The 16,083-nt window shown below is 60.8% G+C and carries 16 protein-coding genes and 1 pseudogene; 8 read left to right on the top strand and 9 right to left on the bottom strand.

The genetic code is table 11. The features are described from left to right. Positions 1-20 precede the first annotated feature (20 nt). The 3 genes from MUK71_RS01240 to MUK71_RS01245 are packed head-to-tail and all read left to right on the top strand — an operon-like array spanning position 21 to position 2,798. Positions 21-827 (top strand): ABC-three component system protein, encoded by an 807-nt coding sequence (locus MUK71_RS01240; protein ID WP_227929256.1) that lies wholly within the window; start codon positions 21-23, stop codon positions 825-827. Continuing rightward, positions 824-1,048: an ABC-three component system middle component 6 gene (locus tag MUK71_RS16290; RefSeq protein WP_423724623.1), complete on the top strand. Its 225-nt coding sequence runs from the start codon at positions 824-826 to the stop codon at positions 1,046-1,048. The genes MUK71_RS01240 and MUK71_RS16290 overlap by 4 nt, the downstream gene beginning before the upstream one ends. Positions 1,049-1,055: 7 nt before the next feature. Next, the gene (locus MUK71_RS01245; protein WP_227929257.1) at positions 1,056-2,798 is read left to right on the top strand and encodes a DUF2326 domain-containing protein; all 1,743 of its coding nucleotides are present in this window, start codon (positions 1,056-1,058) and stop codon (positions 2,796-2,798) included. A 408-nt stretch (positions 2,799-3,206) separates the two neighbouring features. Here MUK71_RS01245 and MUK71_RS01250 read toward each other — a convergent pair whose 3' ends face one another. From MUK71_RS01250 to MUK71_RS01260, 3 genes are all read right to left on the bottom strand, one after another. Next, complete coding sequence (locus MUK71_RS01250; protein ID WP_231710101.1) at positions 3,207-3,479, bottom strand: DUF3375 family protein; 273 nt, start codon at positions 3,477-3,479, stop codon at positions 3,207-3,209. Positions 3,480-3,848: 369 nt separating this feature from the next. Further along, positions 3,849-4,511 (bottom strand): RES family NAD+ phosphorylase, encoded by a 663-nt coding sequence (locus MUK71_RS01255; RefSeq protein WP_227929259.1) that lies wholly within the window; start codon positions 4,509-4,511, stop codon positions 3,849-3,851. Next, positions 4,508-5,383: a hypothetical protein gene (locus MUK71_RS01260; protein WP_227929260.1), complete on the bottom strand. Its 876-nt coding sequence runs from the start codon at positions 5,381-5,383 to the stop codon at positions 4,508-4,510. Before MUK71_RS01260 ends, MUK71_RS01255 begins: the two co-directional genes overlap by 4 nt. A gap of 198 nt (positions 5,384-5,581) precedes the next feature. Here MUK71_RS01260 and poxB point away from each other — a divergent pair, with 198 nt between their 5' ends. The 5 genes from poxB (at position 5,582) to MUK71_RS01285 (ending at position 10,174) form a co-directional block, all read left to right on the top strand. Further along, a complete protein-coding gene (poxB, locus tag MUK71_RS01265) occupies positions 5,582-7,300 on the top strand; it encodes a ubiquinone-dependent pyruvate dehydrogenase (protein WP_227929261.1) in 1,719 nt (572 codons plus the stop codon). A gap of 353 nt (positions 7,301-7,653) precedes the next feature. Then, positions 7,654-8,328 carry a hypothetical protein gene (locus MUK71_RS01270; RefSeq protein WP_227929262.1) on the top strand — a complete coding sequence of 225 codons (675 nt, stop codon included), beginning with the start codon at positions 7,654-7,656 and terminating at the stop codon, positions 8,326-8,328. Between the two features lie 83 nt (positions 8,329-8,411). Next, entirely contained in the window at positions 8,412-8,954 is a 543-nt protein-coding gene (locus MUK71_RS01275; protein WP_227929263.1) for a hypothetical protein, read from the top strand. Positions 8,955-9,198: 244 nt separating this feature from the next. Beyond that, entirely contained in the window at positions 9,199-9,444 is a 246-nt protein-coding gene (locus MUK71_RS01280) for a hypothetical protein (protein WP_227929264.1), read from the top strand. Between the two features lie 109 nt (positions 9,445-9,553). Then, positions 9,554-10,174, top strand: coding sequence for a hypothetical protein (locus MUK71_RS01285; RefSeq protein ID WP_244802806.1), 621 nt, complete (start codon positions 9,554-9,556; stop codon positions 10,172-10,174). Positions 10,175-10,249: 75 nt separating this feature from the next. Here the strand turns inward: MUK71_RS01285 and MUK71_RS01290 are convergent, their stop codons facing one another. The 6 genes and pseudogenes from MUK71_RS01290 to MUK71_RS01315 form a co-directional block, all read right to left on the bottom strand. After that, positions 10,250-10,945 (bottom strand): 8-oxoguanine DNA glycosylase OGG fold protein, encoded by a 696-nt coding sequence (locus MUK71_RS01290; RefSeq protein WP_227929266.1) that lies wholly within the window; start codon positions 10,943-10,945, stop codon positions 10,250-10,252. A gap of 177 nt (positions 10,946-11,122) precedes the next feature. Beyond that, the gene (locus MUK71_RS01295) at positions 11,123-13,228 is read right to left on the bottom strand and encodes an acyltransferase family protein (protein ID WP_227929267.1); all 2,106 of its coding nucleotides are present in this window, start codon (positions 13,226-13,228) and stop codon (positions 11,123-11,125) included. Positions 13,229-13,435: 207 nt separating this feature from the next. Further along, entirely contained in the window at positions 13,436-14,203 is a 768-nt protein-coding gene (locus tag MUK71_RS01300; RefSeq protein WP_227929268.1) for an SCO1664 family protein, read from the bottom strand. Further along, entirely contained in the window at positions 14,203-14,760 is a 558-nt protein-coding gene (locus tag MUK71_RS01305; RefSeq protein WP_227929269.1) for a DUF3090 family protein, read from the bottom strand. Before MUK71_RS01305 ends, MUK71_RS01300 begins: the two co-directional genes overlap by 1 nt. A gap of 15 nt (positions 14,761-14,775) precedes the next feature. Continuing rightward, positions 14,776-15,477, bottom strand: coding sequence for a histidine phosphatase family protein (locus tag MUK71_RS01310; RefSeq protein WP_227929270.1), 702 nt, complete (start codon positions 15,475-15,477; stop codon positions 14,776-14,778). A gap of 76 nt (positions 15,478-15,553) precedes the next feature. Continuing rightward, positions 15,554-16,027: pseudogene (locus tag MUK71_RS01315) on the bottom strand (recombinase family protein); the annotation flags it as partial. Positions 16,028-16,083 lie beyond the last annotated feature (56 nt).

Below are 16,083 nucleotides of genomic sequence, written 5' to 3' on the forward strand. Positions count from 1 at the left end.
ATCTGCGCCATAGTCGAGAGATGCCGCACAATGAAATTGGGGGATCGATGCCGAGGAACTATTCACCTCTAACCTTGAAGCAACTCTTCCTAACTTCCGGGCATTATTGTGCGTTTCCCGAGTGCACATCCGCAATCGTGCACTTCACTGATTCTGGCCCGGTTGTTCTGGGTGAAATCGCTCATATCGAGGGATCATCTGATGACGGGCCGCGGCCTAATCCGTCGCTGAGTTCGAGTTCACGTGACGGTTACGGCAACCTCGTTATCCTATGCGCTCACCACCATAATCTGGTCGACAAGATAGATTCCGCCTATCCCGTAGAGGCTTTGCAGGAATGGAAGCGAGATGCCGAGCAAGCGACTGCTGAAAAGCTTTCAATTGGCGCAACATCGGTGTCTTTTGCTGAGTTGCAGATCGTCTGTAATGCCTTTGCTGACGGCGACATAGACCTTCCGTCCACTCCTATGATTGCCGTCCCGCCCCAAGAAAAGATGGATGCGAACGGTCTGACTGAAGCGATCCGCCCGACCATGACCATCGGCCTTGCACAAGCTCCACAAGCCGCGGACTTTATTCGTCGCCAAGCTCAGCTATCGTCCAGGTTTCCAGCTCGAATCCGGGCTGGTTTCGTTCAAGAGTATGACCGCCTGCATTCGAAGGGGCGGGTGGGTGACGAGCTCTTCCTATCGCTTCTGGACTTCGGTGCGAACAGCGCTGTCAGTCCTCAAACCGATCTGTCGAGGATGTTCGTCATCCGTGCCGCTGCCGCTGCCGTGCTTTGCCACCTATTCGAGGTTTGCGATGTTTTTGAGCCGCCCGCATGATACTGCCCACGAAATACATCCCCGCAGCCGACAGCGTTCTAGGGCGAGCAGCCTCGATCCTGCCGTTGAGGGGCAAAAACCCCACAGTCAGTGAGCTGTGGCACTCGTACAGGATAGCCAGCCCAGATTCGTCCTTTGACACATTTACGGAAGCGTTGACATTGCTGTACTTGCTCGGATTTGTATCTCTCGACTCCGGTGTCCTCGAATGGAGGGTGTGAAATGCGCTTGAACTCACTGACAGCGAACTTTGCGGAGTTTCGTGCCGTCACCTTCCAGGACGGGCTAAACATAGTTGTTGCGGATAGAGCTAAGGAATCGACTAAGACCGATTCTAGGAATGGGCTCGGAAAAACCACTGTTATTGCTCTTATCGACTTTTGTTTGGGCGCAAACATGAGTGCCCGCTTGGAGCAGATGAAGGGTAACGAATGGTACTTCACACTGTCATTCACGACGAGGGCAGGCATAACACTTAGCGTTTCTCGTGGTCCTGACTCTCCCGGTGAAGTCCATATCGAGGGTGACGTCGTCACTGCAGGGATTGTCCTGCGAGAAGGCGCCAACCTGGATGAAACAACCACCATAGGGTCGCGCCAATGGACGAATTGGCTAGGTCAAGAGTGTTTCGTGAGGGAAGGAATGCCGGCTGCGCCCCCGTCGTTTCGAAGCCTCGTGCGTCATTTTGCTCGCTACCGGACAGACTCGCTGATCGATCCATTCCGCACCCTCGCGAACCAGCGCGCCGAGGCTGTCCAAGCCGAAAACGCTTACCTCCTCAATCTCGACTGGCGGTTTGCGAAGGAATGGTCTGAACTCAAGGAACGTAAGGCCCGTGTCGCACTGGCCGATGACCCAGACAACACAATCGACGCACGCATCGCCGCGTTAGAACCTCAGCTCGTCCGGCTAAAGCGGCGTGCGGATTCCCTAACAGAAGACATACGCACCTTTTCAGTTTTGCCTGAGTATCGGAAGATCGAATCCCGGGTTCAGGAGGCTACGTCTAGGATCAAATCTCTGGCGAACCAAAACTTTACTGACCGTCAACAGCTTGCTTTGTATGAGTCGCAGGTACGCGACGAGTTCACGACGAGTAATATCAGCGTCCAGAGGCTATTCGCCGAAGCTGGAATGGTCTTGGGTGATGCCATCATCCGTAGCCTCGATGAAGCAGCTGAGTTTCAGCGACAGGTGGCAGCCAACCGGGCCTCGTATCTGGAAGATGAAGCGCGCCGTATTCGGGAACGGATCGCTCAACGCGAAGCTGAGCAAGCTGAAAATGCCGCTCGCCAAGAGCAAGACATGCGACTGCTGCGCAGTGGAGGTGCGCTTGATGACTTCGCAGCTCTGCAAAAGCGGCTTGCTGAATCGCAAGTGCAGGTTGCTCAGGTTGAGGAACAGATCCGGACGTTGCGCGAGCTGGGGGATCGCAAGTCCAAGCTTAAATCACTCGAGCTGGACCTAGTCACCAGGACCAAACTCGACCTGCAGGAGCGTTTCGAATTGCGTTCTGGAGTGATTGCACGCTTTGGTGAGATTATGGAGTCGCTTTACGGGGAGCCAGCTGATCTTCGAGTATCCCCGGGAAGGGGCGGAATTCAGTTCAAGGTTGTCTTACCGAAGACGGGGTCGGGCGGGGTCCATTTGATGGCAATCTTTGCCTATGACGTAGCACTAGCGGAGGATCTGGCAGCTCGCGGACGAGGTCCTGGGTTCCTACTCCATGACAGCGCGATTTTTGCGGACGTGGATGAAAGACAGACTGCGAAAGCCATTGAGGTAGCGTCTGCATCCGCAAGCGAGTTCGGCTACCAACATCTATTGACCATGAATAGCGACAATGTGCCTTGGGAAGAGTTCTCTGTGCGGTCGGTGTTCAGCGATTCAGTTGTGCTCACACTGCACGACGGTGATCCTTCTGGCAGTGTCTTGGGTACGAGATTGAGCCCCAGCGACGAGTCCGAATGAGTTGAGGACGGCTTGGCGGCTAAGAGTAAGTGGGACAGTCGCAAACCTCCTCGACCGCAGCATCGACCAGTCGTCTGGAGTGCCCGCTGGAACCTGTAGCCAAGCATTTGGCTGCCACCACCCCTCTGGCATAGCCCGCCCCCGCCGCTTAGACCGGCTGCGCCGACCGAGCTCACCGAAACCGAGGAGCAGCATGCCCACGATCGCCGAGACCGTGGTCCATAACCTCGACGACACGGGGTCCGGCGGATCTGGGGTGTTCCCGGCGATTCCCTGAGCGCGGTAACCGACGCGGATCATCTCCTCGCGGCAGCCAACCTCTTCCTTGTGCACGGCGCCGCGCGTGACCGGGTCCGGGTTAAATTCCTGCGCCAGTTTGTCCACCCGGTCCAGCAAGCCGGGAGGAGTTCAGCGAGGTCTTGCCGCTGCTGAAGCCGTCCAGGTAGGCGAGGAAGCAGGCGGAGGATTCGGTGAGTTCGTAGACGAACTTCCCGTCCGCGCGCGGCCGGGCAGGAAGCGGCGGGCCACCCAGTCATCGGCGTAGTTCCGGCCGGTCCAGTCCTCGCGCAGCTGGACGCTGTCCATTCGGAGCCGGGTCAGGAAGCTGTCCGTCATGGCGTGGAAGTCGTCCAGCGGGACCCGGGGCCGGGTGCGGGTGAAGGCTTCGCGGAAGAGGGCCAACACCGGTATCCGGCAATACGTCGCTGGCGGGGTGCCTGCGGTTTCGGTTTAGAGGAGCTTGGAGGTGCTCGGCAAACACACGGACATCCCGTTCAGAAGCGCGGTCCAGCGGCGTCCTCGGCACGTTGCTCTCATGCATACGGATTCTTGCTACGGGCAGCAAATATGCGGCGCCCTCTAGAGTCCTAAGCTCATCGGCAGGGAAGGTCGAGTCACACTTGGGCTACCAGAGCTATAGGTCAAAGCCCTGGCAGGCGATCCATATCGGCAGATCTGTTCACAAATATCATCCAATTTTGTTTGCATAAAAATTGCTGTATTCGTTAAAGTCTAGAACTTAGATACTAGGTCTTCGGCTCAATTCCTACACTAACTGCTTATCCATTTCGGAGTCGAGGCGAGTTTTGGCGTGGGGGCCATTCGCATTGCGGAAGACGTCGGAATCGGCGCGATAAATGCCTCCATGTCTGCCAGGATGAAGGCCTCCTCACCCGTGTACCTGTCACCCGAATCGTCCCAAGTCGGCTTTGGTCCCTCTGCTCCAAAATATGCAATAGCCGTCGGCCTCGCGATGCTGGTAAATCGTGATTCGTAGAGCACACCGTCTAGTCCAGCGGAATCAAAGGCCGTCGCCCATTGGCAAGTTAATGCATAGGCGTTAGATATGGATCCAAGCTCTCGAATAGCTCCGAAGTTGGCGGCCGCCTCAGCACCGGTGTCAGCTAGCTTTGCTTCAGCTGGCAAACGAAGTGTCGTTACTTCCATCGCGTCGACAGTCGCCTGTGGCACCAAGCGCTCCCGAGTGATGGTCTCTCCTAGCCTTTCCCGAATCGCTGTCGGGATGTCCGTGGCCATGTAGCAGGTCCCTCTGGGTGATGACAGGTTGAACCTGCCAGTCGGTTTCGAGGCAAAGTACCAGCTACCGTTCCCCTTGGCCACCGCGCGGAATAGGTCGTCGGATACGCCCTGTTTGTGTACAGGGAAATCGGTGACGTCGTCGGGTTTCTTCAGTGCGGCATTCTCACGCGTCATGAGGCCCAAGCTGCTGCATCGTGGCGGGCCAACTCGAGGACCGCTCCAGGATCGTTTCTCTTGACCAACCATTCCGCCGCGGATTCGTCCTTGAGCGCCTCTTTCGGGCTGCGCATCCAGAGTGCGATCATCCAGTCATCACTAGTCCCATTTCGCAGCTCGGCGAGAACCTCCGGTAGATAAGGAATGAGTTCACCCTCTGCGGTGAACTGCCACTCCGGGTAGAACCTCTTGCGGTCCGAAGTCATCAGTCCGATGAGCTTGCCAGTTTTGACTTTTTTATCTAAGGCCTGCCGCGTGATTCCCAACCACTCGCTCATCGCCGCCGTGTCATAGAACGGTCCAACCCGATCCGCCAGCGTGCTGGAGCGCAGCGGAACAAGACGCATCATGGCCCGAGCGAGGCGTTTTGAATCAAATGTTTTCATATCGATGTCAGCTTCAACTAGCTCTTTATACAAAGCGTCTGTGAGGGCACGAACTGTCTGGGCCTTAGTGCCAGCTTTACCAAAACGCTGGACGGCTCGGTTCCATGAAGATTGGATGACATCCCGAGGAATAGTGGTGTCCTGGTACCTCGTTCGCCCTAGAGGCTCTACCCAGTCATCATTCGTGTGTAAGGCAATCGCGTACATGATTGAGGGAGTGGCGGGCGTCCAAGGCTCATCGGTCTTCCGCCAGAACGCCTCAGGCAAAGATTTTGGTTGCGAAGAACGATCAGCCCGCGATTGCTGGGCATCGAAGTTGTGTATATCTTCGATGCCTGAAAGTGCTTCAGTCTTCCCACCGGGATTCCTAGCAATTCGTGTTTTGAGGCGTCTACTCGTAGGTGGAGTCAATTTAGTACCCTCCTTGTCAACCTGAGCAACCACCTTATGCTTCCCCGTCAACCGTGGCAACCCCTCCAGACGTTCTATTCGTCGAATAGGGGTACAAGACTCCCGAGCGGGGACGCAGAGCCTCAGTCACTGCGTCATCGAATCAAAGCAAACCCCCACCACACCTCTAGCCCAGCCCGATCCCGCCGCTTAGACTGGCGGCCATCTGAGCGCACAGAACGGAGGAGCAGCATGCCCACGATCGCCGAGACCGTCGTCCACAACCTCGCCGCCAACGGGATCCAGCGGATCTGGGGAGTTCCCGGCGACTCCCTGAACGCGGTGACCGAGGCCATCCGCCGGGAAAAGGGCATCGAATGGATGCTCACCCGGCACGAGGAGGAAGCAGCGTTCGCCGCCGCCGGGGAGGCGGCGCTGACGGGCGAGCTCGCGGTATGCGCAGGCAGCTGCGGACCCGGCAACATGCACCTCATCAACGGGCTCTACGACGCACACCGAAGCCGGGTCCCCGTGCTCGCCATCGCCTCGCACATCCCCAGCGACGAAATCGGCAGCCAGTACTTCCAGGAAACCCGCCCCACCGAACTGTTTCGGGACTGCAGCGTCTTCTGCGAGATGGTCCTGAGCCCCGAGCAGATGCCGCGGCTGCTGGAGATCGCCATGCGGACGGCCATCGAGAAGAGGGGCGTCGCCGTGCTCGTGATGGCGGGCGACACCGCCCTGCAGGACGCCGCGGACGAGCGCGTCTTCACAGTCCGCCGCACCGACCCCGTCACCGTGCCCTCCCCGGCGGAGCTGCAGGAGGCCGCCGCCACGCTGAACTCCTGCGAGAAGGTCACTATCCTGGCGGGCGCCGGCGTCGAGGGGGCACGCGAGGAGGTCCTCGCCCTCGCCGACGCGCTCGGTGCGCCGATTGTGCATGCCCTCCGCGGCAAAGAATTCATCGAGCACGACAACCCGTTCGACGTCGGCATGACCGGGCTCCTGGGCTTCGCATCCGGCTACCGGGCGATGGAGGACTGCGACGCGCTGCTGATGCTCGGCACCGACTTCCCGTACCAGCAGTTCTACCCGAAGCACGCGAAGATCCTGCAGGTCGACATCCGCGGCGAGCAGCTCGGCCGCCGCGTGCCGCTCACCCAGGGCCTGGTCGGCGGGGTGCGCGAGACGGCGGCGGCGCTGCTTCCGCTGCTCGAGCGCAAGTCCAACCGCACCCACCTTGAGAAGTCGCTGGACCACTACCGCCGCACCCGCAAACAGCTCGACGACCTGGAGAAGCAGGGGCCGGGTGCCATCCATCCGCAGCACCTCACCCACTTGATCGACGAGCTCGCCGACGACGACGCAGTCTTCCTGCCCGACGTCGGCACTCCGGTCATCTGGGCGTGCCGGCACCTGCACATGGGCCCGCGACGGCGGCTGATCGGATCCTTCTGGCACGGCACCATGGCGGCGGCAACCCCGCTCGGCCTCGGCGCCCAGGCGGTGGACCGGAACCGGCAGGTGGTGGTCCTGGCCGGTGACGGCGGCCTGGCGATGATGCTCGGCGAGCTGCTGACGGCGGTGCAGCACAATCTGCCGATCAAGATCGTGGTGTTCGACAACGCGGCGCTCAGCTTCGTCGAGGTGGAGATGAAGGCCGCGGGCATCGTCAACTTCGGCACCGGGCTGCAGAACCCGGACTTCGGCAAGGTGGCGCAGGCGGTGGGGATGCACGGCGAGAGCGTCACGCGCCCGGAGGACCTCGAGGGTGCACTGCGCCGTGCGTTCGAGTACGACGGCCCGGCGCTCGTCTCCGTCGCGGTGGAGCGTCAGGAGCTCTCCATCCCGCCGAAGATCGACGCGAAGCAGGCCACCGGCTTTGCGGTCTACGCGCTGCGCACGGTGATCGCCGGCAACGGCCGCGAACTCATCGACCTGGCAAAGGCCAACGCGCGGCAGCTGCTCTGAAACCCAGCTGGTCAGCGGTGGCAGTTGTCTGTTCGATCCGATCGTGTAACGGACTTTGATGGGATAATGGGGATATTCGGTGGTGGGTGTTTATCTCAGTCTCGTGAGTTTTGACGACGTACATCCAAGCCAAATTGCTCTTGTCCCGGGAGTTGTTGCTAGATTTAAAAGTGGAACAAGGATTTGATAACCACTGTTGTCCCCTGTGCGGCCACATATAACTGACTGGCTGTTCCTACGCGGCAGAAGTCAAGTGCTCCAGCTCTCACCTAGTAATTCCCTAAGTTGTTCGTTCAATCGCAGCAGGCCCTCACGGGGTCTTTTTTTATGCCCAAAATCAGGAAGGAACCACCATGTCCACTCTCTTTGCAGGTTCTGTCGACAGTGCTTACCGTCGGTCCATCACGCCATCAATGGCAGGCATCGGTGTAGAAAGCAGGAGTTCGTTCGAGGTCGTCATGGACTCAGTAGCCAAACTGCTGGCAGATCCCCGGGCCAGGTTGTCCTCGCCACGAACCATCAATGTGCTCAGCGGACAGATTGCCCGTGCCGAAAAGATCGTCAACACCACGGATCCCAGGTTCTCACTCATCGACGTATGGGAGGCTCTGCTGCTGGTAGCTGAAACACCCGACCACAATCAGTCCGTGGCGGCTCGCCGACTACTTGTTGTGGCCTTGGCGAAGATGCTTTGCAGCCCCGTCGAGATGCCTCTTCGTCAGCGCCAGCGCTATTGGGAATACCTGAAGGCTTATCTCGCGGTGCTGGGACAAACTCCTGGCTACGAGGAAGCTCTGACGCGTATCGACCAGCGGTTCGCCCGATGGATGGACGTCCTCCGCTCGGCTGTGTGGAACGGAAGAATCCAGCCGGTTACCGGTCCTCCGGAGAATGCCAGCCACAGGAAGTACCTCAGCACGACCGAAGGATTGGACAGAGGACGGTGCATGTCGCGCGCCACAAATGATGAAGCGCAATACTTCGGAAACACCTCGGATCACTGGAGGAGGCATACGTCCCACCGGTAACAGTCAATTACATGCAATCCCCAGCCCCGCCTTCGCCAAGGCGAGGGCTTTTTGTTTTATACGCCTTTGAAAGGACCCGCCTCATGTCTTCCCCATCCAATCCCTCGGATCCGGCCCTGTTCCTCTGGGCGTCCCACCTCGGCCGTGCCGCCAGCGATGTTGATTCCCACCAGCTGAGTCGCGGGATTGCCGCTGTTGGGCCCCTCATTGAGCAGTACATCGACGGTTATCGTCCCGGTAAAGCTCTACCAATAATGACCATGCTCAGCATTCTGGAAATCTGTGGTTCCGGGCCGGAAACTCCGCGCTTCTGCGACGGACGCGCCAAACTGCTCAACGTCTGGGCATGCCTGGGCAACCTGCAGGGTGTCCGCGGAACACCCCTATCTGTTCTGACAAGCAGAGTGGAGCTGATCCTGGCGCTCAATGACCTGCTCATCATTGATGAGACGCCGCCCAACGTGGAAATCTACATCACCGTTTTGGACGCAGAGTTGGCGGCTATGCAGTGGGAGCTCCTGTATCTGTTGCCTGCTGATTGTGCCTTGCAGATTCAACAGATAGATGAAGATTGGCGCGCTTCAGCGATGGAGGAGCCCATCGACGAAATGCCGGTGGGTTGGTGAGAGCGGCATCCGGGATCGGTTGAAGGGCGTTTGAGTACGACGGCCCTGCGTCGCCTCCGTTGCGGTGGAGCGTCAGGAGCTCTCCGGGCCGCCAAAGTTGACGCGAAGGAGGGCCATCGGCGGCCAGGTTCCGCAGGCACGAAATGATTTCACCGAGCGCCTTCTAAGTTGTTATGTAGGCTTGTCCGGAAGCGTCCGAGCGGCGGGTTAGGCTGGGCCGGTTGTCATCTTCAGGGGGAAATACATGAAGCGTCCGCACCCGGTTGCCGGAATGTTCGCCGCCACGCTTGTGCTGTGGCTTGCATCTTTAGGCTGCACATTATTTGCCACTTTCACAGTCGGAATTGACCCGAACGCCGGGATCGCGGGCCAGCCGTCGCTGCTGGCGGTTTTCGCGGCCGTCGCCGCGGTAGGCGCGGGAATCTTTGGCATCTGGACCGGATGGCGGGCCTGCCGGGCTCTGGATTATCTGGTGCGCACAGCCAGGTGACTGGGTAGCCGCCACCGCAGACAGTGAAGCAGGCACCTCACATCCTCCGCTAAACGACCGATAGTGAAACCTGTTCACATCGCACGTTACCGGAGGATCCTTGAAGTATTTGAAGATTGTTGTCGTTGCCGCACTCAGCGCCATGGTGGTCACCGGCTGTGGTGACACCGGTCCTGCGCCAGCGGAGAAAGCGGTCGTGGAGCCGTCAGCCTCCAGCGCACCAAACACACCGGCCTCCGCCCCTAAACAGGACGGCACAGCATCCCGTCCATTCGATTTTGGAACGCTAGCTACCTCTTCTCCCAAGAGCAGGTGGGATGTGACTGTGACTGAGGCGGTCACGGCTGGGGGCGCGGAGCTGGTCCTCGCCGAGAACCTATATAACGAGGTCCAGGACGGTTGGGACTACGTGCTCGGCCGCATGACCTCGGTGGTGAATGAAAACCTTCCAAGTGCGGATGCAGGTGAACCCGTGTCTCCCACAGCATCTGTTATGCCGGTCTTCATTGGTGGCGACGGACGGATTTACGACATATGGAACGACGACAACTCAGCCGTCGTCATGGAAGAGGACTGGATCGGGCAGCCCGAAATCATTGCCAAGACAGGGATTGAAACCACCGGTCGCTTCGCTATCCAGGTACCAAGGGCTGCTATTCCAGGAGGCCAGTTCGCGACGCGTAATGAGGTCAATGGAACAATTCTCTACTTTGGGGCACCCATCAAGTAGGACTGGTGTAGAACGGCGGCTAGGGAACCGTCGGTACCTCGCCGCTCACCTCATCCCGGGCCCAGCCTCAGCATGCTACCGGCGCTTGAAGAGAACGAACTCAATTTCGTCGGCACGGACTTTGCGTGCACCGTCCAAGCGTTCCGTTGCCTGCTCGGCCCAAGAGCCGGTTACGGCACAGTAGCGGGCGTAGGTGTCCGGGAACCATGCAGCCGTCGGTGCGCCGGGCCAGACATCGGATAGGTTGCGGGCAACCACCTGATCGAGGATGAGGTAGCGGGGTGGAGCTTCCTGGCCTTGGGCGAAGTAGAGGAACTTGGTGGAGAAAGCCGGGCCGAACCAGGGGATGCGTCCCTTGCCCTTGTCCGTGGTCAGGACGCCGTAGACGTCCTGTGCAGATTCGCCGCTCCTGACCCCTTGCCAAGCTTCGACCAGCAGCTCTTCGGCTCTGTCCTGATGGGCGGCGAGGGCGTTCAGACGCTGATGCAAGCGTGGAGCCCGGCGGCCAAGGCCCCAGGCGAGTGAATAATACAGAAGCTGGAAGGCATTGGACGGGGTGATTTCACGGCCGCCCAACTCGAATACATCCGCACGGGAAACCTTTGTAATGCCCGGGCCTGCCAGTACACCTTGCAGCGGTGGCAAACCGCGCGTGCTGAGGGCGTCCTGCCATCGGTCGCAGTTGACCGCGATTTCGTGGCCCATGACGGCGTCCTCCCCAGGAAAAGCGGCGAAGAGGTCTTCGGGCAGGGGCGCATCGGCATTGATCATGGCGTGACTCTACTGGGTGAATCGCCGGTTTACCTGCGGCTCGCAGGACGGTCCAGGGAATTCGCGACTGGCGCCACACGCTCACTCACGCGGCCACCACTTCTTCGGGCCCGCCCGTTGGACTATGCGGACATAGCGTTTCGGCCGCATCTGATATTTATTACGCGCCGACAGCGCTCACCCCTCCTCCGGGCCAAGGATGGCTTCAGAAAGGACGGGTGCGAGCTTCGCAGAGTATTCCGGTGTTATGTGCTGCGGGTCTACGAATATCGGGGTTGTTCCGGCGAAGGCAGGGCAGGAGACCGAACCGCAAAACCACGGGACGGTCGAAACGAAACGGGTTCCTTCCACACTCTCCGCTGCAGCTTTCTCCGCGGCGACCGTGCTGACGTATCGATCCCTATCCGTAACGGCGCAGTCGCCGGGCCTGCTCACCCTGGTGGCGCATTCCATCAGGTTTTTACCGGTCGCAGCGACCGACATCAGAACGATCTGCCCTTCCGTCACCTCACGAACGTCCGTCAGCTTTTGGACCGTTGCTTCGGACCAGAGTGAAAGGGCTTCCTCCTTTGCGGGCGCTCCCACGAGGCGATCACGCGTATTAAGGGCACTGGATACGAGCACCATGTCCGGCGTCATCTCGGCGATTTTCGCCATGGTCCACTGCTGGTGCGCAATACATTCATCGGCAAAGCCGGCCTTGTCATCGGACCGCTCAACCTGCAGCTCGATGGCAGGACATTGCTCCTTGGTCAGCAGCTGGATCCTCCACCCCTGCTTTCCAAGCGATTCGCGCAGCCCCGGCATCCAGCTGAGAGCCACGGAATCACCGATGACCACTGCCGTCTTTGCAGCGGCGGTATCCCCGTAAATGCACTGGCTGAAGTTTGCGTCAGTGACATTCATGCACTTATCGACGGTCCACTCGGGAACAAACGCCAGGTTATCCAGCGACGGCGAGAGTTCCGGCCAGGCCGTTGACGTACTGGCTGCCTCGATTTCAGCGGATAGTCTGCCGGCAGCGGTGTCCGGCGGTGCGTCAGGAGTTGCACCCTCCTGGCCGGAGGTCGACGCCGGTGCCGGCTGGACGGACAGCGACGGTTCCGTTTCGGTGGTCGTCGTTATGGCGAGAATGACTGCAAAAGCCGTCACTGACACAAGGACACCCATCGCGGCCTGCTTTGACGGCTGGTCAAGGCCGGAAGACTTCCTCTTCCTGGGGGGACGGGGCGAGGGATCCAGCCATGACGATTTACGGATGGGATCTTCAATAAAGTGGTAGGAGGCGATTGATAACGCACCCATTCCCAGCACCATAAGAACCCATGCGGTCAGATTTTCCTGCGGAACAACCGATTCCATCAGGATGATGACCGGAAAGTGCCACAAATACAGTGAGTAGGAGATGTTGCCAAGGTAATTGCTGACGCGGTTGGTCAGGGGATACAGATAAGGCTGTGGGCCATTTATGCCTGCGGCTATAACCAGCGCCGTAGACAAAACGGGTACGCATCCCCATGGTCCGGGAAACGCCATGTCAGGACTCACGTAGATGATGCTCCATATGATGCCGGCCAGCCCCGCGTAGCCCAAAACAGTCCTCATCATCAGGGATAGCGTTGGAAGACTGCCCGCTATCACTGCGAGCAGCGCCCCGACTGCCAGTTCCCAGGTACGCGACGCCGTTGAAAAGTACGCGACGGTTGGACGCGCTGCGGTCTCCCAGAGGGAAAAGACAAAGGCCGCCGCAACGACAAGGCCCATGACTCCGGCCAGGAGACGGCGGGCGGCAGCCAGGGAGAGACTAAGCCGGTGGGCGAGCACACCCATCACCAGAACTATCAGCCAGGGCCAGAAGACATAAAACTGCTCCTCGACGGCGAGGGACCAGAAATGCTGCAGCGGCGACACCGGTCCGCCGGCCTGCATGTAATCGGTACCCGTTGCGGCATAATGCCAGTTGGCGCCAAAGATCAGAGCGTAGAAGCCGTCCCAGGTGATACTTTCGGCCCGCGTCCGCCGGAAAAGCGCCCAGGAAAGAATGATCGTGACCGCTATGACGATAACTGCCGCCGGAATGATCCTCTTGACGCGGCGCCGATAAAACCCGCTGAAAGAGATGCGGCCGGTTCGCTCCTGTTCCCGTAATAGCAGGCTGGTAATCAGGAAACCGGATATCACGAAAAAGACGTCCACTCCAACGAATCCGCCGAACGGATAGCCCAGCAAATGATCCGAGATCACCGCTAGGACGGCGACGGTACGGAGTCCCTGAATATCCAAGCGTGCTGAGCTGGGGGGCGTACGGCGGGCCCTTCGCGTCGGGGCCGGCAAAGCGGCCTTAAGCACGGTCATGTACGTGTCCCCCATCGTTGCAACCGCAAAATTTTCCACAGCATAGTGTTCGCGGATGCGATCGGGTAGCGTACCGGCACCGCTGGCGAATCAGCAGGTTTCCGGGTGAAAAGGCCTCGCGAGGCCGGTAAGGTCCTAGAACAGCGGCCAGGGCACGGCAGGCATGTCACCGCTCGGCTCCGGGAACCGCGACGTCGAGCGTAACCGGGCACAACGCGCGGCAAACGCCGCAATCTCCTCGGCGGTGAGCAGCTTCGCCAGCTGTGAGCCCAGTTCGCCGTGCAGTCCTTCGAGCACCCGGTCAATGCCCGCAAGCTCTTCGGCGCTCAGCTCCTCACCGATCCAGCCCCACAGCACGGTGCGCAGTTTGTGCTCCTGATGGAAGGTGAGCCCGTGGTCCACCCCGTACCGGTGCCCGCCGGCCATGCCGAGGACGTGGTCGCCCTTGCGGTCGGCATTGTTGACCAGGACGTCGAACACCGCCATCCGCCGCAGCGCCGCAGTGTCCTCATGGATCAGCGAGACAATCCGCCCGGCCTCATCGGAGCCCTGCAGCACCTCTTTCCAGCCGGTGTCCGGCACGTCCTCCTCCGGGACCAGGTCCACCGGAGCCTGCTCCGGGTCGGTCTCCTGCCAGAGCTGGACCATGCCTTCGCCGAACCGGCCGTCCCGCAGCCAGGTGCGCGGCACGATGTTCCAGCCCAGCGTTTCGGACACCAGATAGGCCGCCACCTCGCGGTGGGCCAGGCAGCCGTCGGGAAAGTCCCAGAGGGGCTGCTCGCCGGCAATCGGTTTGTAGACGACGGCGGCACCGCCGATGCTGCCCAGGAAGGTGGCGTTGGACGCCGTGGTGAGGCGGCCGGTGAGCGTGAGCTCGGCGGTCACCAGGTCGGGCGCGGGCATCAGGCCTCGGGGAAGGTGCAGGTGTGCCCGTCGGCGTCGATCGGCTGGCCGCAGATCACGCAGATGGGCCGGCCGGCGCCCACCACTTCGCGGGTGCGCTTGGCGAAGGCCCGGGCGGTGCCCACCGGCATCCGCACCCGCAGCACCTCTTCGGCGTCGTCGGCCTCGTCGTCATCCTCGAGGAAGCCGTCGTCGTCCTCATCCACCTCGCCGAGGGGGTAGGCCTCGATGACCACCTGCGCCGTCGTCGGGTCCCAGCCCAGGCTCATCACGCCGGCGCGGAATTGTTCCTCCACGGCGTCCAGATCATCATTGTCCACGAGCTCCAGGGGAGTGCTCGCGGGAACGTGGAAGGGGTTGCCGTCCACGGTCATCAGCTGGTCGAGGATCTCGTCGATCTTCTCGGCGAGCTGGGCGGACTGCAGCTTTTCCAGGGCAATACTGACAATCTGCTTTCCGGTGCGTACCTGCAGGTAGAACGTGCGCTGGCCCGGGACGCCGACGGTACCGACGACAACGCGGTCCGGCCAGTCGAACTCATGAACGGTTGTAGGCATGGAACTACTCTAGGCTCATTGCGCCGGCGGCGCCGCGTGGCCTGCGCCACCACCCACCGGCGCATCCTCGGACGGCGGGGGAGCGGCCAGCCAGGACAGGTCGCCGGCGTCGGTGTTGGTGGCCAGGACGGTGGGCCGTCCCGCGCCGTAGTGGACGATCGACACGGAGGCCGGACCCACGTTGATGCGCTGGAACATGTCCAGATGCATACCGAGTGCGTCGGCAAGGACCGACTTGATGATGTCCCCGTGGCTTACCGCCACCCAGACGGCGCCGGGCCCGTGCTCGGCCTCGAACGCGGCGTCGTGATGCCGGATGGCGGCCACCGAGCGGGCCTGCATCGCGGCCATGGACTCGCCGCCGGGGAAGGTGACGGCGGAGGGCTGGGACTGCACCGTCTTCCAGAGCTCCTCCTTCGCGAGGTCCTCCAGCGTGCGGCCCTGCCAGGCGCCGTAGTCGCACTCGGTGAGGCCGTCCTCGACCGGGGTGTGCGGAGTGCCGGCCTGGCGGTCCAGGATGAACTGCGCCGTCTGCCGGCAGCGTTCCAGCGGACTGGACACCACACCGGCCAAGGGGACGACGGCGAGCCGGTCACCGGTGGCGGCGGCCTGGTCGCGGCCCACCTGATCGAGTTCGACGCCGGGGGTCCGGCCGGCCAGCAGACCGGAGGCGTTGGCGGTGGTGCGGCCGTGCCGCACGAGGATTACTGTTGCCATGCCCCCAGCCTAGTTCTACGGGCGGGGGCGGGGCGGACGGTGAGTGGGGACGCCGTCGTGCGTTAGCTGTCTGGGGGTGTGATCGCTGGACGATGCGGTACACAGTACTTCGAGCGACTTTGAAGAGTTCGGCGATCTCGGAGGTGGTATGTTCCCCTGCGTTATATAGGGAGACCACGTGTGCTTCCTGCAGCTTCGAGAGTTTGGGCTGCTTACCGCGAAGCCTGCCCTTGGCTTTGGCAACCTGCATGCCTTCTCGGGTTCGGGCGCGGATGAGGTCGGATTCAAACTCGGCGACCATCGCGAGGACGTTGAACAGCAGCCGCCCGACAGGGTCCGAGGGATCGTGGACGGACCCCAGCGTGTCCCCGTCACGCACCGCTGCCAAGGCCTGGCGTAGCCCCGGCCGGTCACGGTTGGTGCCGGTCAGCCCGTGGTCGGTGTAAACCAGGTCCGCGGGGACGCCGAGGGCTGCAAGTTGGTTCTGTTGGACCGTGAGGTCCTGCTCGCTGGTGGACACCCGGGCATAACCGACGATGTGGGCACTCATGGTTGCGAATGTAGCGGTTGGGCTACCTTCATCGGGCGCATGCCCGGGCGGGGTAT

It is taken from the genome of Arthrobacter zhangbolii, assembly GCF_022869865.1.
Lineage (GTDB): Bacteria > Actinomycetota > Actinomycetes > Actinomycetales > Micrococcaceae > Arthrobacter_B > Arthrobacter_B zhangbolii.